This is a genomic window from Marinococcus salis, assembly GCF_054971365.1.
The window spans coordinates 25,056-47,483 of the sequence record NZ_JBQOJB010000018.1 but is presented as its reverse complement, the minus strand read 5'-3'; the positions used below and the strand labels follow the sequence as shown (position 1 = coordinate 47,483).

At 47.7% G+C, this 22,428-nt stretch carries 25 protein-coding genes; 4 read left to right on the top strand and 21 right to left on the bottom strand.

The features are described from left to right. Positions 1–24 precede the first annotated feature (24 nt). The 8 genes from ACTTK6_RS13295 to acpS form a co-directional block, all read right to left on the bottom strand. On the bottom strand, positions 25–1,038 hold the full coding sequence (locus ACTTK6_RS13295) for a PP2C family protein-serine/threonine phosphatase (protein WP_079475025.1): 1,014 nt from the start codon (positions 1,036–1,038) through the stop codon (positions 25–27). A gap of 12 nt (positions 1,039–1,050) precedes the next feature. Next, on the bottom strand, positions 1,051–1,464 hold the full coding sequence (locus tag ACTTK6_RS13290; protein WP_022792605.1) for an anti-sigma regulatory factor: 414 nt from the start codon (positions 1,462–1,464) through the stop codon (positions 1,051–1,053). Between the two features lie 2 nt (positions 1,465–1,466). Beyond that, the gene (locus ACTTK6_RS13285) at positions 1,467–1,823 is read right to left on the bottom strand and encodes an STAS domain-containing protein (protein WP_022792604.1); all 357 of its coding nucleotides are present in this window, start codon (positions 1,821–1,823) and stop codon (positions 1,467–1,469) included. A 4-nt stretch (positions 1,824–1,827) separates the two neighbouring features. Next, positions 1,828–2,673: an STAS domain-containing protein gene (locus ACTTK6_RS13280; RefSeq protein WP_462833645.1), complete on the bottom strand. Its 846-nt coding sequence runs from the start codon at positions 2,671–2,673 to the stop codon at positions 1,828–1,830. Between the two features lie 303 nt (positions 2,674–2,976). Further along, positions 2,977–3,264: a CopG family ribbon-helix-helix protein gene (locus tag ACTTK6_RS13275; protein ID WP_079475023.1), complete on the bottom strand. Its 288-nt coding sequence runs from the start codon at positions 3,262–3,264 to the stop codon at positions 2,977–2,979. Between the two features lie 105 nt (positions 3,265–3,369). Beyond that, positions 3,370–4,521: an alanine racemase gene (gene alr / locus ACTTK6_RS13270; protein ID WP_462833643.1), complete on the bottom strand. Its 1,152-nt coding sequence runs from the start codon at positions 4,519–4,521 to the stop codon at positions 3,370–3,372. 18 nt (positions 4,522–4,539) lie between these two features. Beyond that, entirely contained in the window at positions 4,540–6,078 is a 1,539-nt protein-coding gene (locus ACTTK6_RS13265) for an NAD(P)H-hydrate dehydratase (RefSeq protein WP_462833642.1), read from the bottom strand. Beyond that, complete coding sequence (gene acpS, locus ACTTK6_RS13260; RefSeq protein WP_094907490.1) at positions 6,059–6,442, bottom strand: holo-ACP synthase; 384 nt, start codon at positions 6,440–6,442, stop codon at positions 6,059–6,061. The genes ACTTK6_RS13265 and acpS overlap by 20 nt, the downstream gene beginning before the upstream one ends. A gap of 114 nt (positions 6,443–6,556) precedes the next feature. On the opposite strand from acpS, the gene ACTTK6_RS13255 reads away from it, so the two are divergent. Next, positions 6,557–7,339, top strand: coding sequence for a rhomboid family intramembrane serine protease (locus ACTTK6_RS13255; RefSeq protein WP_462833641.1), 783 nt, complete (start codon positions 6,557–6,559; stop codon positions 7,337–7,339). A gap of 354 nt (positions 7,340–7,693) precedes the next feature. Here the strand turns inward: ACTTK6_RS13255 and ACTTK6_RS13250 are convergent, their stop codons facing one another. From ACTTK6_RS13250 to ACTTK6_RS13240, 3 genes are all read right to left on the bottom strand, one after another. Continuing rightward, positions 7,694–7,954 carry a metal-sensitive transcriptional regulator gene (locus tag ACTTK6_RS13250; RefSeq protein ID WP_079475017.1) on the bottom strand — a complete coding sequence of 87 codons (261 nt, stop codon included), beginning with the start codon at positions 7,952–7,954 and terminating at the stop codon, positions 7,694–7,696. A gap of 91 nt (positions 7,955–8,045) precedes the next feature. Next, on the bottom strand, positions 8,046–9,299 hold the full coding sequence (locus tag ACTTK6_RS13245) for a hypothetical protein (RefSeq protein WP_462833640.1): 1,254 nt from the start codon (positions 9,297–9,299) through the stop codon (positions 8,046–8,048). Continuing rightward, a complete protein-coding gene (locus ACTTK6_RS13240) occupies positions 9,296–9,835 on the bottom strand; it encodes an RNA polymerase sigma factor SigX (protein WP_079475015.1) in 540 nt (179 codons plus the stop codon). Before ACTTK6_RS13240 ends, ACTTK6_RS13245 begins: the two co-directional genes overlap by 4 nt. A gap of 361 nt (positions 9,836–10,196) precedes the next feature. Here ACTTK6_RS13240 and ACTTK6_RS13235 point away from each other — a divergent pair, with 361 nt between their 5' ends. Beyond that, positions 10,197–11,093, top strand: a complete 897-nt coding sequence (locus tag ACTTK6_RS13235) for a GerMN domain-containing protein (protein WP_079475014.1) — start codon at positions 10,197–10,199, stop codon at positions 11,091–11,093. A 53-nt stretch (positions 11,094–11,146) separates the two neighbouring features. On the opposite strand, the gene wrbA is transcribed toward ACTTK6_RS13235, so the two are convergent. Beyond that, complete coding sequence (wrbA, locus tag ACTTK6_RS13230) at positions 11,147–11,764, bottom strand: NAD(P)H:quinone oxidoreductase (RefSeq protein WP_079475013.1); 618 nt, start codon at positions 11,762–11,764, stop codon at positions 11,147–11,149. Positions 11,765–11,921: 157 nt separating this feature from the next. Here wrbA and ACTTK6_RS13225 point away from each other — a divergent pair, with 157 nt between their 5' ends. After that, a complete protein-coding gene (locus ACTTK6_RS13225) occupies positions 11,922–12,230 on the top strand; it encodes a winged helix-turn-helix transcriptional regulator (RefSeq protein ID WP_079475012.1) in 309 nt (102 codons plus the stop codon). A 99-nt stretch (positions 12,231–12,329) separates the two neighbouring features. On the opposite strand, the gene ACTTK6_RS13220 is transcribed toward ACTTK6_RS13225, so the two are convergent. Continuing rightward, positions 12,330–13,001: a CAP domain-containing protein gene (locus tag ACTTK6_RS13220; protein ID WP_079475011.1), complete on the bottom strand. Its 672-nt coding sequence runs from the start codon at positions 12,999–13,001 to the stop codon at positions 12,330–12,332. 293 nt (positions 13,002–13,294) lie between these two features. On the opposite strand from ACTTK6_RS13220, the gene ACTTK6_RS13215 reads away from it, so the two are divergent. Beyond that, positions 13,295–14,893: a peptide chain release factor 3 gene (locus tag ACTTK6_RS13215; RefSeq protein ID WP_462833639.1), complete on the top strand. Its 1,599-nt coding sequence runs from the start codon at positions 13,295–13,297 to the stop codon at positions 14,891–14,893. On the opposite strand, the gene ACTTK6_RS13210 is transcribed toward ACTTK6_RS13215, so the two are convergent. The 8 genes from ACTTK6_RS13210 to ACTTK6_RS13175 form a co-directional block, all read right to left on the bottom strand. Next, positions 14,826–15,203 carry a hypothetical protein gene (locus ACTTK6_RS13210; RefSeq protein ID WP_462833638.1) on the bottom strand — a complete coding sequence of 126 codons (378 nt, stop codon included), beginning with the start codon at positions 15,201–15,203 and terminating at the stop codon, positions 14,826–14,828. The genes ACTTK6_RS13215 and ACTTK6_RS13210 overlap by 68 nt on opposite strands. 182 nt (positions 15,204–15,385) lie before the next feature. Continuing rightward, the gene (locus ACTTK6_RS13205) at positions 15,386–16,483 is read right to left on the bottom strand and encodes an NAD(P)/FAD-dependent oxidoreductase (protein WP_462833637.1); all 1,098 of its coding nucleotides are present in this window, start codon (positions 16,481–16,483) and stop codon (positions 15,386–15,388) included. Positions 16,484–16,507: 24 nt separating this feature from the next. Continuing rightward, positions 16,508–17,941: a dihydrolipoyl dehydrogenase family protein gene (locus ACTTK6_RS13200; protein ID WP_462833636.1), complete on the bottom strand. Its 1,434-nt coding sequence runs from the start codon at positions 17,939–17,941 to the stop codon at positions 16,508–16,510. Next, positions 17,928–18,533: a CDP-alcohol phosphatidyltransferase family protein gene (locus tag ACTTK6_RS13195; protein WP_079475006.1), complete on the bottom strand. Its 606-nt coding sequence runs from the start codon at positions 18,531–18,533 to the stop codon at positions 17,928–17,930. Before ACTTK6_RS13195 ends, ACTTK6_RS13200 begins: the two co-directional genes overlap by 14 nt. 98 nt (positions 18,534–18,631) lie before the next feature. Further along, entirely contained in the window at positions 18,632–19,552 is a 921-nt protein-coding gene (locus tag ACTTK6_RS13190) for an ABC transporter ATP-binding protein (protein WP_079475005.1), read from the bottom strand. Between the two features lie 12 nt (positions 19,553–19,564). Further along, a complete protein-coding gene (locus ACTTK6_RS13185) occupies positions 19,565–20,353 on the bottom strand; it encodes an ABC transporter permease (protein ID WP_462833635.1) in 789 nt (262 codons plus the stop codon). Position 20,354: 1 nt separating this feature from the next. Next, positions 20,355–21,209: an ABC transporter permease gene (locus ACTTK6_RS13180; RefSeq protein ID WP_462833633.1), complete on the bottom strand. Its 855-nt coding sequence runs from the start codon at positions 21,207–21,209 to the stop codon at positions 20,355–20,357. Continuing rightward, entirely contained in the window at positions 21,190–22,416 is a 1,227-nt protein-coding gene (locus ACTTK6_RS13175) for an ABC transporter substrate-binding protein (protein ID WP_462833652.1), read from the bottom strand. The genes ACTTK6_RS13180 and ACTTK6_RS13175 overlap by 20 nt, the downstream gene beginning before the upstream one ends. Between the last annotated feature and the right edge of the window lie 12 nt (positions 22,417–22,428).

The following is a 22,428-nucleotide window of genomic DNA, read 5'->3' as shown; positions in this document are numbered from 1 at the left end:
CATTCTTCCCAAATCATAACCGGTTTAAACATTTCTTCGCAGAATAATCAATGTAAAGTCGTCGCGGAGCTGGAACCCCTGAGCTCTCTCCAGTTCATAAAATACGTGATTTACAATTTCCTGGGCCGGGAGATGCTGATACGTACGAATGAGGCGTGTGATAGCTTCGCGTTCAATAAAGCCATCATCGGTCCGGCATTCGGTTACGCCGTCTGACAAGAGCACAACAAAATCTCCCGGGTCCACCGTGAGCTGGTATTCCTTATAGTTAGTATTTCTTTTAATCCCGAGAACGATGCCTTTGGCATGCAGCTCTTCAAATGTATCCTCCGCTGCCTTGTAATAGAAACCGGGCTCGTGCCCTGCTCCCGCGTAGTTAAACTGATGGGAACGCGAATCATATGAGCCATACATCATCGTAATAAACATATTCGAAGCAATGTTCTGTTCCACTACCCGGTTTACGTTTTCAAGCAAAGCTCCAGGCTGCAGGCGCTGTTCCGGATAGCTGTCCATCGTGTACTTGATCATAGACATACATAAAGCAGCCGGTATGCCCTTTCCAATAATGTCAGCGATCGCAAGACCGACACAGTCATGGTCGTCTTTAACAAAATGATAGTAGTCGCCGCTCATCTTTGAAGCCGGTACACTTAGAACCCCTACATCCAACCCGTTCACGTGCGGGATTTCATCCGGAAGAAACGTCTGCTGCATGTTCGCAGCTACGTTGATCTCCGCTTCGAGCTCCTTTGTTTTATCACGAAGGCTCTGATGTTCGCGATAGGCAAGGCCGTATCCCATCATCACTTCGAGAAGAAGCTCAAATGATTCATGGGCTCCCTTAGGAAGCTCCGGGAAAAATTCTTCCAGTACCTCCAGGTGAAGGCTGACGACTTCCTCCGGGGAAATCTGTTCCTCAAGTACTCTCTTACTGAACTGTTGGGCATAATAGAGCCCCTGTTCACTCTGTTCCTCTAAATAAGCTCTTAAAATATTTGCATATTGGTCATGCAACAATTCCTTCGACTCAGCCAATGTTTTTCCTCCTTAACGGAGCCATTTGATTGCCGTTATCGTTGTACCCTCTTCCATCACCGAGTCAACGTCAAAATCATCCATTAATCTTCTAACTCCTGGAAGCCCGGCTCCTAAACCACCCGAAGTAGTATACCCGTCTTCCATTACTTCTCTTATGTTCTTAATGCCGGGACCACGGTCTTTAGCCGTAATCTTTATACCCTTCTTTTTCTGGGTTCCCCGGGTTTCTTCCACTGCCTCAATAACGATTTCCCCTTTTTCAGCATACAGGTAGATGTTTCTCGCCAGTTCTGAAATGGCTGTCGTTATTCGCGCCTGGTCCACCCCGCCAAATCCTATTTCCTTGGCTAAATTCCGTCCGGCCTGCCTGGCCGACACAATTCCCCATTCGGTCTGCACTTCAACACTGGATTGGATACTCATATTTACCCCTCCAATTCCTGTTGAAGTTTCTCAAGTCCCTGCTCAAGATCTAGCGCTGTTGGTACTTCTTCGAGCATAATGCCCATATCTATCAGAGTAATCGCTACTGCCGGCTGAATCCCCGTCAAAACGACTTTCGCTCCCATTAAGTTGGACATTTCCACGACATCGCCCAGCACTTTAGCGATAAATGAGTCGATCATATCCACAGAGGTCAAATCAATTACTACCCCTGTAGAGCCTTCTTCATGGATTTTGCTTAACAGATCTTCCTGAAATTGAAGAGCCGTTTGATCATCTAAATCTACCTGCACTGAAATTAATAAATAGTGACTTAGTTTTAAGATTGGAATCCGCATCGTCTTATGCCCTCCATTCTGCTCCATGCTCTATTCGGACCATTTTGCGCTGCGTTAATTCAAGCGCTGATTCAATACCCTTGCGCAGGCTGCTCTTTGTCGGAAAGGTACTCAGGTCAATGCCCAGGTTTACAATTGTCTGGGCAATCTCCGGACGAATACCGACCAAAATACACTCCGCTCCTACCAGCCTTACCGCTTTAGAGGCTTGAATAATATGGTTTGCTACCATCGTATCCACTACCGGCACGCCGGTTATATCAATCAAAACCACCTGGGAACGATGCTGAATAATCCCGTCGAGCAAATTCTCCATAATGAGCTTTGCCCGCTCGGTGTCAATCGCTCCTATCAAAGGCATGACACTAACTTTTTCGAAGACAGGAATAAGAGGAGCAGAAAGTTCATTTAAAGCCATCTGCTGCAGTTCAAGTGTTTTCACCCATGAATCGGAATAATCATCAACCAGCTGGTTCACGATCGCATCCACCCATTCTTCCACTTCTACAATCAAGTTCATGCTGTCTTCTTCTGCGTTATTAATATATGGAACAATGTAAGCTGTAACGATGCGCCGGAACGCCTGCATCCCCTGCGTAAAATAACTCAATGGCCAATCGGTCTGGATAAGCCGCTCCGCAAAATGCTTAATCTTGCCCTCGGCTTCCGACCGCTCTAAACGGACTGAGCTGTACAGCACATCAATAAATTTTTCGTTGTTTGTGAATACTAAATCATCAGGAAGGGAGTTTTTAAAATACTCTTCCTGGACCCGGGCCATCTCTTTTTTCCAATTGGAGACCAGCTGTTCCTGATGGTCATTGATGGCCTGCACTACAGATGAATGCATCGTAAATTCCTCCATCTAGTCTGTCCATTTTCCGTTTTATAGGCGGGGTATGTTATATATATTACTGCCCGGACTGGTGCATACTTTGTATTGTGACGCTTGTTAAGGATACACCTGTACACTATCATACTCTATTTAGTATTATTCCATGTATAGTACTTTAGCGCAAACAATTATAGCTACATTCATATATACTCCTGAAGAAACTTTATTACAATAAAAAAGCTGCCCGCCTTTCACAGACAGGCAAGCAGCTTTTTATTAATTTTTGTTTCTTAAAAAAGAAATATAATTTCGAGTGTTTTAGATTCCGCTAAGCAACCGGCGATTCAAAGAGTGATCCACTTCTGTTTCTGCCTGAAATGATTCAGCAGCAATATTTAAATTGATACTGCTCATTTCTTCGTACCCTTGCTTCATCGCTTCTTGAAACTCCAGACGTTGGCGTTCTTTTAGATACATCTCCGTAGCTTGATGAATAAACTCGTTGCGGTTTGAGCTCTGCTGCCCCTCTTCAATCATTCCATCAAGTTCGTCAAGAAGATAGTCAGGCAGGCTGACCTTAATCTGCTTAGTGCTTTTCTGATGCACTCCACACACCTCCAGGTTGACCCTTTTAGATTACCATCCCTTAATCATTACTTAACTCATCATAGCATTTCTATATGCTGTTTGCAAAGCGCGTTTTTTATAAAATCAAGCTCCGGGCCTGTTATCAGGAGGATATACCCGGGGGACACGTTTACTGATGATGCAGGGAACTTCGTATGTAATGGTACCGAGACGACTGGCTACTTCCGTGACGCTGATCGTTTCCTCTCTCTGACTGCCAATCAGCGTTACTTCCGTATCCACTGGAACTTCATGCGGCAGCCGTACCATCATCTGATCCATGCAGATACGGCCGACAATAGGCACGCGGTATCCATCTACCAGTACCTCGCCTTGATTTTCAGCATGCGCCCGCAGCCAGCCATCGGCATAACCGATAGGCACCGTGCCAATCCATTCATTTTCCACGGAGGTATAGGTTGCCCCATAGCTGATACTTGTGCCCGGCGGCACTTCTTTCACCTGAGTCAGGCGGCTGTGAAGTGTGAATGCTTCTTTAAGCGTAAAAGGAAGATGTTCGGTAATGCTCTCCGCTGGGGTCAATCCATACATGGAAATACCGAAGCGTATCATGTTAAAGCAATGCTCGGGAAAACGCATAGCTGCCGCACTGTTGCCACAATGAATCAGCCTGGGAGAACGTCCAAGATGCTGTACCAGGTCGACGACCCGGGAAAATCGGGCGTACTGCTGTTCAAAATAAGTGGTTTCGAGCTCATCAGCAGTAGCAAAATGCGTATACATCCCCTCCAGCTCTACAGAAGGATTCTGGGCTGCAGCGTCCAGAAAAGAAGCAATTTCGCTATCTTCCCTCAATCCTAAACGTCCCATGCCAGTATCCACCTTCATATGAATTAAAAGCGATTCCCCGGAAGCATACTTGGAAGCTTCTTTAAGCCACTCTTCCTGAAAGACCGTGAGCCGGATACCATTGCGGGCAGCCACTGGGGCATCCTGCGGACGCGTTCTTCCGAGTACGAGAATCGGCAGCTCTATACCAGCCTCCCGCAGTTCGAGTGCTTCTTCGAGAAGGGCTACGCCAAAATAAGAAGCCCCTGCCTCTGCTGCGGCCAAAGCGGTCGCTGCTGCGCCGTGCCCGTATCCATCTGCTTTAACTACGGCCATTACGGCTACGTCCACTGCATGGAGCTTCCGTATTTCACGGACGTTGTATTTAATATTTTCTGTATTAATCTCTGCCCAAGTATCCCGGTAGGATTCGCTGGAAAAAGCCATGATGATTCCTCTTTTCTATCATTTCTTTTGTGACTGGATGAAAGCAATTGCTTTCGGCAGATAATCGATCAAATTGGATGCAGTAAAAGAATAATCCGATACCCCTTCTGCTGTCGCCATTTCTGCAGCTAAACCGTGAATATAAACTGCATTACAGACGCCCTGTTCCACCGTGGGGGCCTGAAGCATCATAGCAAGCACAATTCCGGTCAGTGCATCGCCAGAGCCTCCCTTGGCAAGAGCACTACTGCCACTCGTACTCACGTATTGTCTGCCTTCAGGTGTAGTAATAATCGTATTTGGCCCTTTAAGCACGACGTAGCAGCCAAATTCACGTGCGTAATTGCGCGAAACTGTAAACCGCTCCGCATTGATTTCTTTTGGGGAAAGGCCAGTCAGCCGGCCCATTTCACCGGGGTGGGGCGTCAAAATCAACGGAGACTCTCTGTTGGTCATTTCCTCTTCAAGCTCCGGGAGAAAATAAAGACCGTCTGCATCTAGTACAAGCGGGATTTGTGTCTCAGTCAACAGCCTTCTCGTTAATACTTTTGTGCTGTCCGTCCTTCCCAGCCCTGAACCGGCTGCAACGCCGTCCATGCTGGCCCACGGGAATGGGGTATGCTGCAGGTCAGCCACCTGCCCGTTTTTCGTTTCAGCCAGCGGAAAATATGTTGCCTCGAGCACGTGAGAAGCGACCGCTGTCAACGCAGACTCCGGTACACTGGTGGTCAGAAGCCCGATACCCGAACGCAGGCAGGCATTCGAAGCGATGGCCGGCGCGCCGGGCATATTATAAGCCCCTGCTATAAGCAGCCCTTTGCCGTTATCGCCCTTATGGGACTCCTGCGTCCGTTCCGGCAAACTTTTAGCTGCGTCGCCTGCCTCCCACGTCTGTCTTTTCTGGTTCAATGTTTCCCATGAGATTCTCGGCACGCCTATCGACACAGTCCGGATCTCTCCGTAATAATGCCTCGCCGGATACAGGTACGTGCTCAACGTAGGAGCTTCAAGAACTACCGTGGTATCTGCCATTACAGCTGTTTCGGGCAATTCTTCCTCATTTGCCGGCACGCCGGTAGGAATATCCACCGCTGTAACTGGTGCTTTTATGCTGTTCAGCCATCTGGCTGTAGAATAAAAAGGCTCCTTCAGCTCTCCATGAATTCCCGTACCGAGCATGGCATCAATATAAATGACCCCTTCTTCCGGCGAATCTGGTTCAGGGATGCCGGTACCTGCCGTCATCGGAAGACCACAGGCACAGTATAAATTTTTATGGTACAGTGCGCCTCCAGAAAGGGCGTCCTCTGCGGCCAGCAAATACACGCTGACGTTCCAGCCAAGGGACGAAAGATTTCTCCCGATAACGAAGCCATCACCACCGTTGTTTCCCTTCCCGGCAAAAATAACGGCCGTATGCGCTTCAGAGTGCATCTTATGAATCTCATCTGCTGCTGCACGTCCAGCGTTTTCCATTAATAGCTCTTCTTTCATTCCAATTGTTTCAATCGTGTATTGGTCGAGCTGCTGCATCTCTTTACTCGTTACGATCTGCATATCCTTCACTCCTTTCTTCAATAATAACCTGTGCAACTGCACTGTCCCGCGAATGGCTGATGGATACGTGTATCGTATACGCTTCATAGCCCCTGCAGCGGAGCAGCGGCTCTCCTTTCTTTCCGTTACTCACCGTAATATCGTGAAATCCTGTCTCTGCAGAAATACCAGTTCCCGCTGCTTTGACAAATGCTTCCTTAGCGGCAAACCTTCCCGCTGTGAATGCTACCAGTCGTTTGCCGGAAAGCCGCTCGGAGGCTATTAATTCTTGCTCATTTAAAATTCGCGGCAAAAATTTTTTCTGTTTTAGAGAGCGTTCGATCCGCTCTAATTCAATAATGTCTATGCCGATTCCCTTAATCATACACTTCCCCTTCCCGCAACGCTTTTCGTGTATTCCTTTATTTATTCGTGCTACACTGGCCGTATATACTTATACACCTTGGTATACCCGTTACCAGAAAGGGGATTAACCCACTTGTTTATCCGCCATGAGACTTTTTCTACTTTTTTAAGGCGCTACCCTGTAATCTCTATAATACTGGTGATCCATCTGCTGTTATTTTGCTGGGTGAATCTTTCTGCCCTGACAAACGGCCTTATTCCTTTCGGAGAAGTGATTTATTATTTGATGGTAGGCAACAACTTCGCTATTCAGAGCGGAGAGTACTGGCGTCTTCTTACTCCGGTGTTTTTACATACGTCATTCGGTCATGTGATTTTCAACTCTTTTGCCCTGCTGCTTTTCGGGCCGCCTCTCGAATTCATGCTCGGCCGCCTCAAATTTCTGGCATTTTACTTAACAGCCGGGGTCATTGGAAATATTGCCACGCTGTTTTTTGGCGGGCTCTATTTGTCACACCTTGGTGCCTCGGGCGCCATTTACGGACTGTTTGGTGCGTATGTATTTATTATGATGAACCGCCGGCACCTAATTGACCCTTCAAGTGCCCAGATAGTTGTTGTCCTGCTTGTGATAGGCATGGTGTTCACTCTGTTAAATTCCGGGGTCAACATATGGGCGCACTTGTTTGGATTTGTTGCCGGGTTCGGGCTGATCCCTCTCTTTTTAAAAAACGTTGTTCCTTTTTATTTTTCTCACGGCTACGGGCCTTCTTCCGATATACTCAGGCCGCGACGGAAGATCCGGGCAGTAACTGCCCAGAAAGCAGGGAAACGGATTGCCCTGATTATCGCCTACATTATAGTAGGAGCCGTATTTCTTCGTGTGCTTCAGCTCGTCATCACAGCTTTGATGTAGAAAGAAAAGCGGAAATGCCCTGGTAGCCGCGAAGGGTACTTCCCGGCCGCGCAGAGCAGCCTGCTGCTCGAAGTCGGACGGAAAGTAATCCCGAGAGGGGGGCATTGGAGCTGGACAAGAAGAAAAGCGGAAGAGGCTGAACAGTGACACGGGATCTGGAAGCTCTTTTGACAAGTGGCTCTTTCACTTGAAAAGAAGAGCTGAAGAGACCTGCCGTCACTGGCTTCTGAAGCTGGACATAGAAAAGCAGAAGAAGCCGAACAGTAACGCGGGAAACCATATTTCCACCTATGTATCAGCGCCTGCGCCAGATAGAAAAGAGGCCCTTCCCGCAGTGAAGTGGCCTCTTTTTCGTCACCTGCTCTTTACGAGCAGATTGATGGCTTCCTGTACAGATTCGTTCGTGTCTTCTCCACGTTCCATTTGCTCCCGCATGCACTGTTCCAGGTTTTCACTGACGATTACACCGATCGCACGATCCATCGCTGAACGTGCCGCTGACATCTGCCCTACAGTGCTCCGGCAGTCTTCGCCCTCTTCCATCATCCGAAGGACACCCCGCACCTGCCCTTCAACGCGGCGAAGTCTATTTTTAATATTTGAATCATATTCCATGATTTAAGCAGCCTCCAATGTATTCAAAATATCCCTCGTCATTATACATGAAATAATTAGAAGTTTCCTATACCTTATAACAAATTTAGAGTCAGCCGGCTTTCCAATTCATCGTATTAGGAGCCGAAGGAACTTCCCATCTCTGATTGAGCGGCACCTCCCCGATTGGTTCACTGCTCTCAGAAATAAACTCTATAGAATCATATCCAAAATCAGCAGCCGCAAGCCCAACCGCATCCATCATCGCCTGCTGCACTTCCGCAGACGTATCTTCAAGAGACCCTGCCAGGCTGATAGTGACTGATTCACCCTCCTCTTCTACATTCCCCACAGTAAGAGAAGCGGGAATGGGGGCCCTCACTTCGGAGATTTCAGGCCCTTCATTCATCTTTACCAGTGTTTCCTCCAGGGAAAGAAGAGAACCGTTCCCATTCGTCGTAGAAACGCCGGCCCCTTCACCGGTTACCAAGTAAGAGGATTCGTTTACATCATATAAATAGTAGCCGCGATTCTGCTCGATGTCCCCCGCCTCTATTTCTTCATCTTCATTGTCTTCAGTGGATATATTTGATACCGCTATACCTTCTTCTCCTAAATAACGGGCAAGCTCTTCAATACCCCGCTCAATCTGGCCGGCTTCCACATTTGTAGTTTCAGAGGACACTGCTGCTTCGAGCCTGCCATTATCAGTATCTTTCCACGAAACTTTTTCTGTCACCGCAGGCCCGAGCCCAAAGTCATTACCATCGATTTCTTCAGTAATGTAACTCAAAAGATTCTTCAGATCTGTTTCCGCCACAAACGTCAAAGGGACAATGACTGACCCCTCCATACTTTCGAAAGGAATAGTTACAGCATTTACACCGCTGCTGCTTTCTTCCTTTGTAAGCGCCGATACATATCCGGCCGGCACTTCTCCGCTCTCCTCCGTGTTTTCCTGGATCTCTGGAGATCCTTCTTCTTCGGTGTTGCTTTCTGCAGGCACAGATTCTTCATCGCCGGTGCTGTCTGAAGCATCTTCATCTGTATTTTCCGATTCCTGACGTTCGGTTGACTCTGAATCTCCAGTTTCATTCTCGTCTTCAGCGTTTTCTTCCTGAGAAGGGGAAGCTGTCTGATTCGAAGTCCACCATATTCCCGGAACGATAAGTATCGCGAGTAAGAGGATTGCCGCCGAGGTGAAAACTGGAGCCGGCCATCGCCGGTGCGTGCGTTGTCTTTTTTTCGAATCCAGCCGATCCTGAATATTATGATAGATTTCATTTTTGGACCGTTTATCCTGCACCCGGGGCATTTGCTTTAATGAATGTTCAATCCGTTCCCTGGAACGATTATGCTTCTTCAATCTCCTGCCCTCCTTTCTTCTAAGTTTTCCCTGTTTTCCATTAAGTCCTGTATCTTTTTCACGGCCCGGTGCTGTGTCGTTTTCACCTTACTTTCCGACCATCCGAGCACTTCAGCTGCTTCTTTGATCGAAAGCGATTCCACGTAACGAAGCATAAGCACCTGCCGCTGATCCGCCGAGCATGCTTTCATGCATTCGTAAATTTCACGCACATCGTCTTTGGCAGTTAGAATTTCGTCTGGAAGAGGCGCCGGGTCCCGCATTTCTTCTTTTGACAGAGGGCCAAGCACGCCCAGCCATTTCCGCTTTTTTCTATTCTGCTTGCGGATCCAGTCTATGCCAACATGCCTGGCGATAGAATAAAGCCATGTTTTTTCACTGCTTTTACCTTCAAACGTATCAAAGGAATGCAGAACTTTAATATAAACTTCCTGGACCAGTTCTTCTGCCGTTTCACGATCCCGGACCATATAAAATAAGTATTGGAAAAGGGAGTGATGATATTGTTCATATAGCCTTTCAAACTCATCATGCATGATGAACACTTCCTTAATGTAGACGTTCCCTGTCTGTATTAGTTACACCGGTAATTTTATTAATAGATAGTGGAAAAAGGGATTACGTTTCCACTCGTTTTCTTTTTATGTATATTCAAAATTTAATTCTTCTGCTGATGCCTCATAAGATATTAGCAAAATACTTCGCACTATTATAGCATTTTCACAGTTTTTTCTGAAAAACCCACTGATGCTGACGCATTCGGATTTAACATTAGTAAAGTCCTGTTTATCTTCCTTTAAGGGATTTGAACCTTTCTTTATTTCAAAACATGGTATAATTATGTAACAACATTGTATTATTTGTAAACTAAATTTAATATTTGACCGGGGGGATTCCATGAAACGATTCTCATTTTTAGCAATTGCTGCCACAGCCATTATTACTCTCAGCGCCTGCGGAACCGCAAACAATGAAAACACGGAAAACAATGAAAACACATCCGAGACGGCTTCTGTTGAAGCCAATGGAAAAGAAGAGGAAAAAGAAAGCCAAGAAAATAAAGAACAGGCAGACAAAGAAACAGCTTCCGAAGCTGATGAAGAGACAGAATCCGACAATTCCACTGAAGATAGCTCCTCTACAGAAGAAAACGCCACAGAAAATGAAAAGGAAAGCGTAGATTCTTCAGATACCTCCAACGAAGAGGCTTCATTAGAAAATGCCTCGCCTGAAGATAACGCGACAGAAGAAAGTGCTTCTGACGACACAGCCAAGAGCGAAGAGGAAGCCATTGAAGAGTCTGCTGAGGCTTCCGAAGATGCTAATGCGGAAACAAACAGCGCTCCAGCTTCTGACGAAGAAGAGGGAGTAACAGAGGAAGTGACTGTTTATTACCTCGACAGCGATTTAATGGAGACGATTTCTGAAACCCGCAGCCTCGAAGCAGCAACGGAAAACGACCTGCCGTTTGAAGCTGTGCAGGCATGGCTCGACGGCCCTGAAACAGAAAACGCGGTGAGCCCGCTTCCAGTGGAAACAGAAGTGCAGTTTGTTGAATTTAAAGGCAATACCGCCTATGTTTCCTTTGAACCCTCTGTGCTTGAGGCTACTACAGTTGGAAGTACGCTTGAGCTTGCTTTTGTAGAACAACTGTCAGCTTTGATGGACCAGTTCGGATACGGCCAAACGCAGATTCTCATTGATGGCGAAGTCGTTACAGACTTTTACGGTCACCGGGAAATTGACCAGCCTATTGAAGCAAAAGACCCGTCTGACCTTTACGGCAGTAACTAACGCCATGTATATAAAAAAGCGCCCGCATATGCGGACGCTTTTTTTGATCTCTGTTAAGTGCTCAGCTTCTCTGCCACTTTTGCCACCCGGGCGCCTAAACGGCCGCCCATTGTCAATTCGCCTTCGCTTGGCATCCGGGTTCCATCGGGGCCGGCAAGCGTAGAAGCACCGTACGGCGTTCCACCGACAAATTCGCGCTCAGTCATTTCCGGATTCTCTCCATAAGGAAGACCGACGAAAATGAAGCCGAAATGAAGAAGCGGAACGATCGATGTAATAATTGTCGTTTCCTGGCCGCCATGAGCCGTATTTGTGCTCGTAAAGATTCCGGCTACCTTGCCTTCAAGGGACCCATTCGCCCAAAGGCCTCCAGCTGCGTCCATAAACTGCTTCACCTGGGCCGGCATGTTGCCAAAGCGTGTCGGAATACCCCAAACAACGCCGTCGGCCCATACGAGATCATCCGTTGTAGCTTCAGGAATGTCCGCCTGTTTATTTTGTGCCTCTACGTAGGCCTCCTGTGTGGACATGCCCTCTTTAGCCATCTGCGATTCGGGAATTCTTACGACCCGTACTTCGGCTCCGGTTTCTTCCGCGCCTTTTGCTACTGCTTTTGCCATTTCATGTATATGCCCGTACGCACTGTAAAATGGTACCAATACTTTGCTCACTGACAACACCTCTATTACTTGTATTTGTAAAGTTACTTACTTTTCGAAAGTACATGAAAACATTCGTACTGTCAACTCACCCTACAGGCTATACCCCTCCCCCTCCTCTACGAAACAACGATTTTGTGGTACTATGTTCATAAAGAGGTGAACTATTATGCAGAAGACTTCCATCTGCCCTAAATACGAATTTGCAGCGGAACTGCTCGGTAAAAAATGGATGGGCCTGTTGATCCTGGTGCTTCTTCAGGGACCGCTCCGCTTTAAGGATATTAAAAAAGAAATTCCCGATATGAGCGACCGATTGATTACAGAACGGTTGAAAGAGCTCGAAGAAAAAGGAATTGTAGAGCGCAGCGTTTTCCCGGAAAAACCCGTGCGCGTCCAATACCAGCTGACGAATAAAGGAAAAAATCTCGAACCAGTCATTAATGCGATCCAAAACTGGGCTGAGGTATGGGTTTAATAAAAAGCAGGCTATTTTCATACAGAAAAGCCTGCTTTTTGTCATGACGCACATTCAAAAAAAGCGGCCGCCCACCGGCAGCCGCTTCACCTTTATTCTTTATTTTTCCAAAAACATCTGCGTCCAATACTGTCCGTATTCGCCGCCTTCCTCATAGCCTATGGCGATATGAGTGAAATCAGGGTTTAAAATGTTGTCGCGGTGTCCCGGAGAATCCATCCATGCATCTACAACGTCCTGTGGCGTATCCTGTCCGGCTGCAATGTTTTCACCAGCGCCATCATAGCTTACGCCGAACTCCTGCATCATTTCGAAAGGGCTGCCGTATGTCGGACTTTCATGAGCAAAATAATCATTCTCAATCATGTCCTGGGACTTCGCGTCCGCTACACTTTGCAGGGAGCTGTCCGCTTCTACCGGTTCAAGTCCATTTTCTGCACGTACTTCGTTTGTCAGACGGACCACTTCCTGCTCAAACTCAGATTCGCTTTGGGAGGAAACAGCCTCTGAAGTTTCAGCTGAACTGCTTTCTGATGAAGAACTGCTTTCGCTGCCAGGAATAGCAATGCTCTGGCCTACATTAATCACATTAGGGTTCTGAATGTTGCTGTTTTCTTCCATAAGCGCCTCTACGCTCACCCCGTGCTCCTGTGCAATCGTATTTAACGTATCTCCGGACTCTACAATGTATGTATCCTGCCCGAGAGCGGTCAATGGGAAAATAAGTGTTGCTGACAGAGCACCGACGACGGCTGTTCTTTTAAATCTCATGTCATTCACCTCTTATAAATGATAGATAACTAAATAAATGATAGCGTTATATTAAAATTTTACCATTAATTTCTTGAAAATAAACATTTCCAACGAATTTTACAAATTATTGCGGCTATTGTCCTACATTTTACATTAATTAAATTAAAAACTTCCCTGACATAACGTACTCACCACTTTTCTTTTACCCTGCTCATTGTTGCCGAAAACTAAGCTTATCTATTAAGATAGGAAGAGTGCTTACGAACGCGGCTAGACGATCAGCAAATTTAAACGAAGGATGGATATAACGAATGGCTGCATGGAAAAACGAAATCGAATCCCGAAAGACGTTTGCCATTATTTCGCACCCGGACGCCGGGAAAACAACCTTAACGGAAAAACTCCTGTACTTTGGGGGCGCCATCCGCGAAGCAGGAAGCGTTAAAGGAAAGAAAAACCAGCGTCATGCGACTAGTGACTGGATGGAAATCGAAAAGCAGCGCGGTATCTCCGTTACAAGCTCTGTGATGGAATTTAACTACGAAGGCCACCGTATCAACATCCTCGACACCCCCGGCCACGAAGATTTTAGCGAGGATACGTACCGTACGCTGACTGCTGCCGATTCGGCGACCATGCTTATTGACGCAGCGAAAGGCGTCGAGGCGCAGACGAAAAAACTGTTTAAAGTCTGCAGCATGAGAGGTATTCCGATTTTCACATTTATCAATAAGCTCGACCGTCAGGGACGGGACCCATTCGAGCTGATGGAAGAGATGGAAGACATTCTCGGCATCCGCTCCTACCCTGTGAACTGGCCGATCGGCATGGGCCAGGACTTTCACGGCATCTACGATCGCCACGCCAAAAAAGTGGAATGGTTCAATCCAGACTCGCCTTCCCAGACAGAAGTTGTTTACGTGAACGGTACTGACGATCCTATATTAAAAGAGCGCATTGATCCGCAGCTGTTATCTGCTTTTCAGGAGGAAATCGAGCTTCTCGATGTGGCCGGGGATGAGTATGACGAAGAGCGGATCAAAAGCGGCGAACTGACTCCTGTTTTCTTCGGAAGTGCCGTTTCGAACTTCGGTGTGCAGAATTTCCTCGAGTATTTCATGGAATGGGCGCCGGCTCCCGTAGGAAGGGAAAGCGATCAGGGGTTCGTTTCCCCTATTAGTGACAATTTTTCCGGCTTTATTTTTAAAATCCAGGCAAATATGAATCCGAAACACCGCGACCGGATCGCATTTATGAGAATCACATCCGGCAAGTATTCCCCGGGCATGCAGGTGAATCACGTCCGCATAGGCAAAAACATGAAGCTGCACCAGCCGACCCAGTTTCTTGCCAAGGACCGCAGCATTGTCCAGGAGGCCTATGCCGGTGATATTATCGGCCTGTATGATCCGGGCACCTTCCGGATTGGCGACACACTTGCAGAAGCAGGCACATTTTCTTTTGAAGAGATGCCTCACTTTTCACCAGAACATTTTGCTTCCATTTCTGTGAAAGACGCAATGAAGCATAAATCATTTGAAAAAGGCCTCCAGCAGTTAACCGAGGAAGGCGCCATTCAGCTGTTCAAAACGTATCAGCGGGTGCCGGAGCAGCAGATTGTCGGCGTTGTCGGCGTGCTTCAGTTCGAAGTACTCGAGCACCGGCTGAATAATGAGTATAACGCCCATATTAAAATGGAAAATCTTCCTTTGTCGGTCGCCAGGTGGGTGGACGGGCCTGCCGAGGCACTTAATACCTTTACCAGGAAACAAAAAAATCTCGCTCTCGACCGAAACGATCGCCTGGTTGCCTTGTTTGAAAATGAATTTCAGTTAAACATGGCTAAAGACAAATATCCTGATATTTCATTCCATGAAAATTCCTATTTTGTTTCCAGCCAAACAACGTAAGAATGAAAAAGCGGATTGCCTTTTTAACTGGCAGTCCGCTTTTGTTATACAATTCATTTTTAATTTCATCATGCACGTGCCTGCAATAGGAACGTACGCTTTCCTCTGGCGCGGCTGACCGGGCCTCTACGCTTTTCTTTTTGGCCAGCTTCGATGCCCAACCGCTCGGGATCACTTTCCGTCCGATTCCGAGCAGCAGGCTGCTCTGCACGGCCGGGAAGTGCCTGTCGCGGCTGAACGGGCCTCTACGCTTTTCTCTGTCCAGCTTCAGAAGCCAGTGGCGGCAGGTCTCTTCAGCTCTTCTTTCCAAGTGAAAGAGCCACTTGGCAAAAGAGCTTCCAGATCCCGCGCCACTCCCCGGCTTCTTACGCTTTTCTTCCTGTCCAGCTTCGTCCCGCAGTCGCTTATTCCGTTGGCCGCCCTGGCTTCCTTGGCTCTGGCCAAGTCCAGCCAGGGAACAGGCCAGCCGGATAAGTCTCCTGAAACGCGGGACTACGCTTTTCTTGATGGCTGTAGTTCTTTGATGAATTTTTTATCGATCCGGTGCTTGATTTTAAAAGGTGCTTTGCCCAGGCGGGTTTTATCACCGTAAATCATCAGTCCCTGCTTGCGTCCAAGGTTCAGAATAGCCATATAATTTTTCTGTGGTGAATACTTCGTCAGCTTTTTTCCTTTTAGGGAACGCTTAATGTTTTCGAGAAGCACAGGGGCTTCTTTGACAGCTGATATTCCGTTTTTCGGGATATCTTCATGGCCGGCAATTGTGACACAGTCTCCAACCCCGAATATTTGCGGGTATGCTACCGACTGCAGATGTTCGTTGACGAGCAGATAGCCTTCGCTGTCCACCGGAAGACGGGATGCTTCAAACCAGGCAGGTGCTTTTGGACCGGTCATCCATAATAAATCTTCATATGGAAAGGACAGGGAATCGGTTTCCACCGTGCGGTCTGTCACCTGGTGCACTTCTTCGTTCTCGAAGTACTCAATCCCTCTTTTATCAAGAAGATCGTACACCTGCTGGCGCGTTTCATCTGTATCTTCAGGGAGCAGCTTACTGCCCGAAATGATTTTTACCGGGGACTGGAACTTGTTTTTGTTTCTCCATGCCTGCGTGGTAAACGCCATTTCGACCCCTGCATAGCCGCCTCCGACAATAACTGGATGATGGCTTGTACGAACGCTTTCCACTGCTTCCGAGAAGTTTTCATTTGCCTTTAAAACCTCCGCATGCTTTTTCACATGTGGAATCTCAAGCCCTTTCGGCTGTGCTCCAATGTCTACAGAAAGATAATCAAAATGCATTACCTTACCTGCATTGGTCAAAACGATATTCTGCTCGGGATCTATGGAAGTAACCTTGGCCGAAACAAACGTGCCGCCATTTTCATTACAGAATGAGCGGAGCGGAACACGAATGTCCTCAATGGCGTAACGTCCCTCCATGTATCCTGAATACATGCCGGAGTAGTACTGGTACTGTCCTGGGGAAATAAGAATCCACTCTACGTCTTTTTTCTTTTTTTTCCATTCTTTTATTACAGAAAGGTGGGTATGGCCTGCTCCTACGAATATTACTCGTTTAGTCACTATATTTCCTCCTTGTTTCTTCAATTACCGAAACCATGCTACATACTTTTTAAGTACCTTGTTAACCGGGCTGTTAAACAAAGCTTCCCGCCAGTATTCATCGGCTGCTTTTTTCACAATATCTCCGTGAGCCGGATACGGATACACGATACTTGAAAAGGACCGCAGCTTCTTCTTCCACGTTTTTGCAGCAGTGACCTGCTGCATCCAGTCAGCGGCATGGCGCCCGACCGCATGCGCCCCGATAATGTTCCCTTTTTGGTCCGTTATGATTTTCACTAAAGGCGCCGGGTCTCCTTCAGCCAAAAAGCGGTCCACCTGTTTTCCTTCAATGCGGTAAATACGGGCGTCCACGCCTTCAAGACGCTTTGCTTCTTCTTCGGTAACGCCAAGATGAAAAATTTCCGGCTCCGTATAATACGCCCAGGGAAGCGCATTATAATTAATTTTCCGGCGCAGTCCGAAAACAGCATTTGAAACGACGGTTTGGCCTTCCATGCCAGCAGCATGCGTAAACATATAGCCGCCGCTTGCGTCGCCAACCGCATAGATGTGAGGAACAGACGTCTGCAATGTGCTTGAGACATCGATACTCCTATCTTTCCTTACCCTCACACCTGCTTTTTCTAATCCTATGTTGTTCGTGTTTGGCACACGTCCCGCTGCAAGCAAAAGAGCATCCGCCTCTATTCTCCGTTCGGTTTCTCCTTCTGTGACTGCGTAAATGTGCCCGTTGTCCTCTTCGAGCCTTACCACCCGGCTGTTAGGAATAAAATGGATTTCCTTCTCTAATTCTTTCTGCGCCCGCTCGGCAATTTCCTTTTCTTCTTTTGAAAAAATACGATCGCCCGAGTCTACCGTCGTCACAGAAGAACCGATGCGCGCAAGCGTCTGGGCAAGCTCCATGCCTACCGGTCCTCCACCGACACATACTAATTTTTTCGGAAGCTTCTCTGCTTCGAAAATCGTTTCGTTTGTGTAGTAAGGCAGAAGCTCCAGATTTTCAATAGGAGGAACGTTCGGACTTGAACCGGTGGCAATAACGATTCTTTTTCCGCCGATAACGCTCCCGTCTTCAAGATACAGGTGATGCGGGTCCATGAATTCCCCGCGCCGCATGTATACGTCAATCCCAAGCGCTTCGAATTCGCTTATGTCATCAAGCTCCTGCACATCGGCTACCGCGTTTCTCACTCTTTCTTTTACATGATCGAAATCAGCGTCCCCGCTCATTTTCAGGCCAAATTCCTCTGCCGCTCTTCGGGCGTTCTGCATTTCTCTTCCGACGGTTACAAAGGCTTTCGAAGGTATACATCCGGCGTGCAGGCACTCCCCGCCCAGGTTTTTTCGATCATCAACCAGAGCAGTCTTCATACCAAACTGTGCTGCTCCGGACGCCACGGTCAGTCCGCCGGATCCGCCTCCCAGTACAATTAAATCGTAGTCACTCTGTGGCATTCTCATCCTGCTCCTTTAATAATCGTTTTGCTTCCAACAGTCTCTGCAGAGCGGTAAATGTTTCGACAAGTAGAAATAAAGCAGTGGAATATAGTAAAAAAGATGGAAAAAGCATCATTATGGAAAATAAAATAAATCCCTCTGTTCGTTCGGCTAGCCCTGCCTGGTAGTAAAATGATTTGACCCCGCTGCGTTCCGACATATTTCCGACCGTGAGAAACACAGTAATTGAAAATAAAATTGAGACGCTTAATAGAAGCAGCAGCCACATTAAATCCGGATACCGAAAGGCAAGGCCGAGCAGCACGCTCGCTTCCACGAGACGGTCGAACGTAATATCAAGTACTGTCCCAAATGCAGAGGGCCTGGTTTTTCTTGCCATCGCCCCATCTACAGTATCCAAAAACCCAGAAATCCACAAACAAATAAAAGCTGCCCATCCGACGTTAAAATAAATGAGTGGCCCCGTAAGAACGCCGATCCCGAAGGCGAGCACAGTTACCTGGTTGGCTGTCCAGTGCCGGCGCAGAAACCACTCAGCTGTTTTGTCTATAACCGGGTCTGCCCATTTTCGGGCGTGTGTATCAATCATTGCAGGTCCCCATTTATATTATTCATATCGTGTCCATACCCTTTTTTCGTAAATCGACAACCAAAACCAGTTTTATAAATGGTTTTAATGCTCTTTTTTCAAGCCGGAGTTACAAATGCCCTTCCGTGGAACGGTTCATTCACAGCAAGCGTAACGGCCTGCCTCCCCCCGGCTTCGTAAAACGTCTGGATCCAAAGGCCATACTGTTTCTTTACAGGTCCCGGTTCAACTTCAAAAGAATTGTTTCCGGCTTCCTTTGTAATCCGTAAGGATTCAGCCGGCACAAAGCCTCTACCCGAAAACCACCAGCCATCTGCCAGCAACGAAGCGGTCTCCCGGCGTGCAGGCTCACGCATCAGTTGTTCTCTGTTCCCTGTTTCTATCACTTCGCCCCCATCCATTACGCTAACGTTCTCCCCCATATCGAAGGCTTCTTCCCGGTCATGGGTTACAAACATGGAGGTGATGTTTTCTTCTTCAAGTATTTTTTTCACCCAGCGGCGCATTGTTTTGCGCAAATAACTGTCCAAGCTTGAGAACGGTTCATCAAGCAGCAGCACCTTCGGCTTCACCGCCAATGCCCGTGCAAGAGCCACCCGTTGCTGCTGGCCACCAGAGCATTGGTACGGATACAGCCCTTCGAGCTCTGCTATTTCCATTTTTTTGAGCAGTTCCCTGCCGGCTTTCACACGCTCTTTTTTAGGTATTCGTTTCATTTTCAGCCCGTATGTAACGTTTTGCAGAATCGTTAAATGAGGAAACAGCAGCGGCTGCTGAAACATTAAGACGATGGGACGCTTTTCCGCCGGCATCTCATTGACTTTTGTGCCTTCAATGGTCACCACTCCACCCGAAAACGTATCAATGCCGGCAATGCAGCGTAAAAGCGTCGATTTCCCCGTGCCGGATTTACCGACCAGGCTTCTGTTTTCTCCTTCTTCGAGCTCGATATTGATATTTCGGAGCACCTGCTTTTCCTGATAAACCTTGCTCCCGTTCTGAACGGATACATATGCCATATTTCCATACCCCTACCACGATTTTAAAATTTTTGTACTAAGCCTGAGCGCTCCGTCAGCAATCAGAGCTGCGGCTGCCGGAAGAGCGGCTGTCATTAAGGAAAAGGCGCTGACGGCTGACGGGGCCGCACTGTCTGTATACGGATAATACAATACTGCCATTGTCGTAACGATCCCACCCCCAATAATAACAGTCAGGGCAAACTGGCTGACTGAAATAACCACTGCAAAAAAGACAGCTGCACGCATAGAGGCAGTCATCTGAGGGAGCTCAATCAGCAAAAACCTGGACCAAGCCGTGCCTCCAAGGCTCCGCGATTGTTCATACTGGCTTCTCCCCATCCGTTCATAGCCGGCACGGATAATGCGAATGGTGTAAGGGAGCGTCGGAAGCAGATGAAAAAAAGCGACCCCGTACCACGTGTTTGCAGTACCGCTTTGCAGAGCAAAGATATGCAGGCCGACAGCAAGTGCAGTAATTGGTAAAAGGACGGGAATTAAAAGCATGGCATCGACCAGTTCCTTCCCCCTGAATTCCCGGACAACAAGAGCTTTAGCTGCCGGCACTCCAATGACCAGGTTTAAAGCTGCCACACATAGGGCGATGAGAATGGTTTGCCGCCAGGCCCCTGCAAGCAGAGGATCCCCAAAGGGCACACCCCATCCGTCGAGCGTCCAGGACACCGGCCAGAGCTCGCCAAATGGCCAATCGGCAGCGAAGCTTTGGAGGACAAGCGCAAGCAAAGGAGCTGCAAAGCAAAACGCAAAAATCCCCGCGGTTATTTTTCTTTTTCCTTTCATGCTACTCCCTCCTCCATATCCGTATCCGCAGACGGCGGGTATACCACATTAGAAGGGCACTAAGAGCGATGAATATGATTCCAATGCAGGCAGATACCGCGTAGGCGTAAGGTCTTTCCTCCCAGTTTCCTCCGCTGTACCATTCGAAAATAGTGACTCCGATCATTTCCGGGCGGGTGGCTCCAACTAATCCAGGTACTTCAAAGGCACCGAATACAAATGCAAACAGGATTACTCCTGTCTCCAGGGTGACCGCTTTTAAATAGGGCCACTCTGCGTCTTTAAATTTACGGAACGCGCTGCCGCCAAGCGTCGCTACAGCCTGTCTCGCCGTATTGTTCATTTCAAGATATACCGGGGCTGTCATCAGTATGACAAAGGGAATCTCTTTCCATACGTAGGATAAAATGATCCCAATTCCACCTCTGTCATTCGTCAGTATTGGAAATTCTGTTCGTTGATCGATCAGGCCCAGCTGCTGCGTAAGCGACGCTGCCCACCCGCTTTGCGAGAAAAACCAGATAACCAGATAAGCACCGACAAAGTGAGGTACAGCCATCGGCACCCAGAACAGTGCACCTGCGCCCGTACTGCGCTTTTTTCCGAACAGTAATTTGGACGCCGCAACGCCAATTCCCAGTGAAAGCACAGCGGAAACAGCGGTCACTCCAAGGCTGAAGCCAAGGCTTTCCCAGAATGAAGGCAGAGAAACTATTTCACGGAGAATGCCTGAGGGACTATTCTCTTTACCTAAACGCATCCAGAGTACTGTAACCGCGTAGATAGAAAGTCCCGCTGTAATAAGAAGCGCTGGCAAAAGCATAATGAGTGTGCTTTTATCTTTGAACAATTTCATCTTCCCAACGGTCTTCGGCCCACTCCACGTAGCCTGCATCCATTTCTGGCTGATAGGCTTCATTTAACACTTCAGCATCAAGCACAGAGCTGCCGCGGTCCTGTTCAACGAATTTTTGGCGCATGTCCTCGGAGAGCGTATCAAGATCAAGCACGGTGCTGTCCCCCCACATCGATGGTGCCTGCTTCTGCAGCTGCGCTTCCGGGGACACTAAATAATTGATTGCTGCCATTGCCCCGGGCACATTGGTACTGTTAAATGGAATAGATAGATAATGGGTGTTGCCGATCGAATTGTTTTCAAATACGAAAGTGTCCGTTGTTTCCGGGAAAGTGCCATTCTGGACCAGGCTCTCTGCTCTCGCTTCGTTGTAACCCATAGTCATAGACACTTCGCCGTCCCGGTAAAGACGGTCCAGCTGACTGAGCGAGGAGGGATACGTTTCTCCGTTTCTCCACAAATTCGGCTCCATTTCTCCAAGCGTTTCCCACATACTGCTGCTTTGTTCATTAATCCATTCTTCGTCATAACCCCGTTCAACGACTTCTTCAGCGTCGACATTGTTATATATAAAATGACGCAGAAATGCGTTTCCCGTAAAGTCTGTCGCTTCCGGATACGTGAATTCACCCGGATTCTCTTCCACCCAGGCGGCCAGCTCTTCAATACTGTTTGGCGGAGCATCGACTTTTTCAGTGTCATACATAAACGTAAACTGCACCGATCCCCATGGTACTTCCATTCCTTCAACCGGGGTCCCAAAATCATATGCGTTTGTATCGGCATCCATATCAATATGATCGTTTACATTCGGTAGAGCATCTGCAAAAGAACCGTATAAAAGATCATTTTCTTTTGCGTTACGGAAATTCTCTCCATTCAGCCAGATAATATCTATCGTTCCCTCCTCTGTTCCGGCTTCTTTTTCAGAATAAAGATTTTGCAGCGCGTCTTCGGTTTCAATTGGGTTCCGGTTCAGTGTAATGTCATACTGCTCCTTTAAACGCGGAGCCACCCATTCGTCTATGTATTCGTTAGTCCCCTGATCCCCGCCCCACATATGTAATTCCACAGTGGTTCCAGCGGCTTCTTCCTCAATATCCCCCCAGTTCTCTTCCTCCCAGGACGTCCTGCTCTTCTCCGTGTCCCCTGCGCACCCTGAAATTATCAGCACTGCTCCTACAGCTGCAATCACTTTCCAATTCATCCGCTTCACATT

What these genes read in the sequence shown, in the direction of transcription:
- ACTTK6_RS13290 (WP_022792605.1), bottom strand. Translation starts at nt 1,464, where the DNA reads ATGAGTATCCAATCCAGTGTTGAAGTGCAGACCGAATGGGGAATTGTG.
- ACTTK6_RS13285 (WP_022792604.1), bottom strand. Translation starts at nt 1,823, where the DNA reads ATGCGGATTCCAATCTTAAAACTAAGTCACTATTTATTAATTTCAGTG.
- ACTTK6_RS13280 (WP_462833645.1), bottom strand. Translation starts at nt 2,673, where the DNA reads ATGCATTCATCTGTAGTGCAGGCCATCAATGACCATCAGGAACAGCTG.
- alr (WP_462833643.1), bottom strand. Translation starts at nt 4,521, where the DNA reads ATGGCTTTTTCCAGCGAATCCTACCGGGATACTTGGGCAGAGATTAAT.
- ACTTK6_RS13265 (WP_462833642.1), bottom strand. Translation starts at nt 6,078, where the DNA reads ATGCAGATCGTAACGAGTAAAGAGATGCAGCAGCTCGACCAATACACG.
- acpS (WP_094907490.1), bottom strand. Translation starts at nt 6,442, where the DNA reads ATGATTAAGGGAATCGGCATAGACATTATTGAATTAGAGCGGATCGAA.
- ACTTK6_RS13250 (WP_079475017.1), bottom strand. Translation starts at nt 7,954, where the DNA reads ATGGAATATGATTCAAATATTAAAAATAGACTTCGCCGCGTTGAAGGG.
- ACTTK6_RS13240 (WP_079475015.1), bottom strand. Translation starts at nt 9,835, where the DNA reads ATGCATGATGAGTTTGAAAGGCTATATGAACAATATCATCACTCCCTT.
- ACTTK6_RS13235 (WP_079475014.1), top strand. Translation starts at nt 10,197, where the DNA reads ATGAAACGATTCTCATTTTTAGCAATTGCTGCCACAGCCATTATTACT.
- ACTTK6_RS13225 (WP_079475012.1), top strand. Translation starts at nt 11,922, where the DNA reads ATGCAGAAGACTTCCATCTGCCCTAAATACGAATTTGCAGCGGAACTG.
- ACTTK6_RS13220 (WP_079475011.1), bottom strand. Translation starts at nt 13,001, where the DNA reads ATGAGATTTAAAAGAACAGCCGTCGTCGGTGCTCTGTCAGCAACACTT.
- ACTTK6_RS13215 (WP_462833639.1), top strand. Translation starts at nt 13,295, where the DNA reads ATGGCTGCATGGAAAAACGAAATCGAATCCCGAAAGACGTTTGCCATT.
- ACTTK6_RS13200 (WP_462833636.1), bottom strand. Translation starts at nt 17,941, where the DNA reads ATGCCACAGAGTGACTACGATTTAATTGTACTGGGAGGCGGATCCGGC.
- ACTTK6_RS13195 (WP_079475006.1), bottom strand. Translation starts at nt 18,533, where the DNA reads ATGATTGATACACACGCCCGAAAATGGGCAGACCCGGTTATAGACAAA.
- ACTTK6_RS13190 (WP_079475005.1), bottom strand. Translation starts at nt 19,552, where the DNA reads ATGGCATATGTATCCGTTCAGAACGGGAGCAAGGTTTATCAGGAAAAG.
- ACTTK6_RS13185 (WP_462833635.1), bottom strand. Translation starts at nt 20,353, where the DNA reads ATGAAAGGAAAAAGAAAAATAACCGCGGGGATTTTTGCGTTTTGCTTT.
- ACTTK6_RS13180 (WP_462833633.1), bottom strand. Translation starts at nt 21,209, where the DNA reads ATGAAATTGTTCAAAGATAAAAGCACACTCATTATGCTTTTGCCAGCG.
- ACTTK6_RS13175 (WP_462833652.1), bottom strand. Translation starts at nt 22,416, where the DNA reads ATGAATTGGAAAGTGATTGCAGCTGTAGGAGCAGTGCTGATAATTTCA.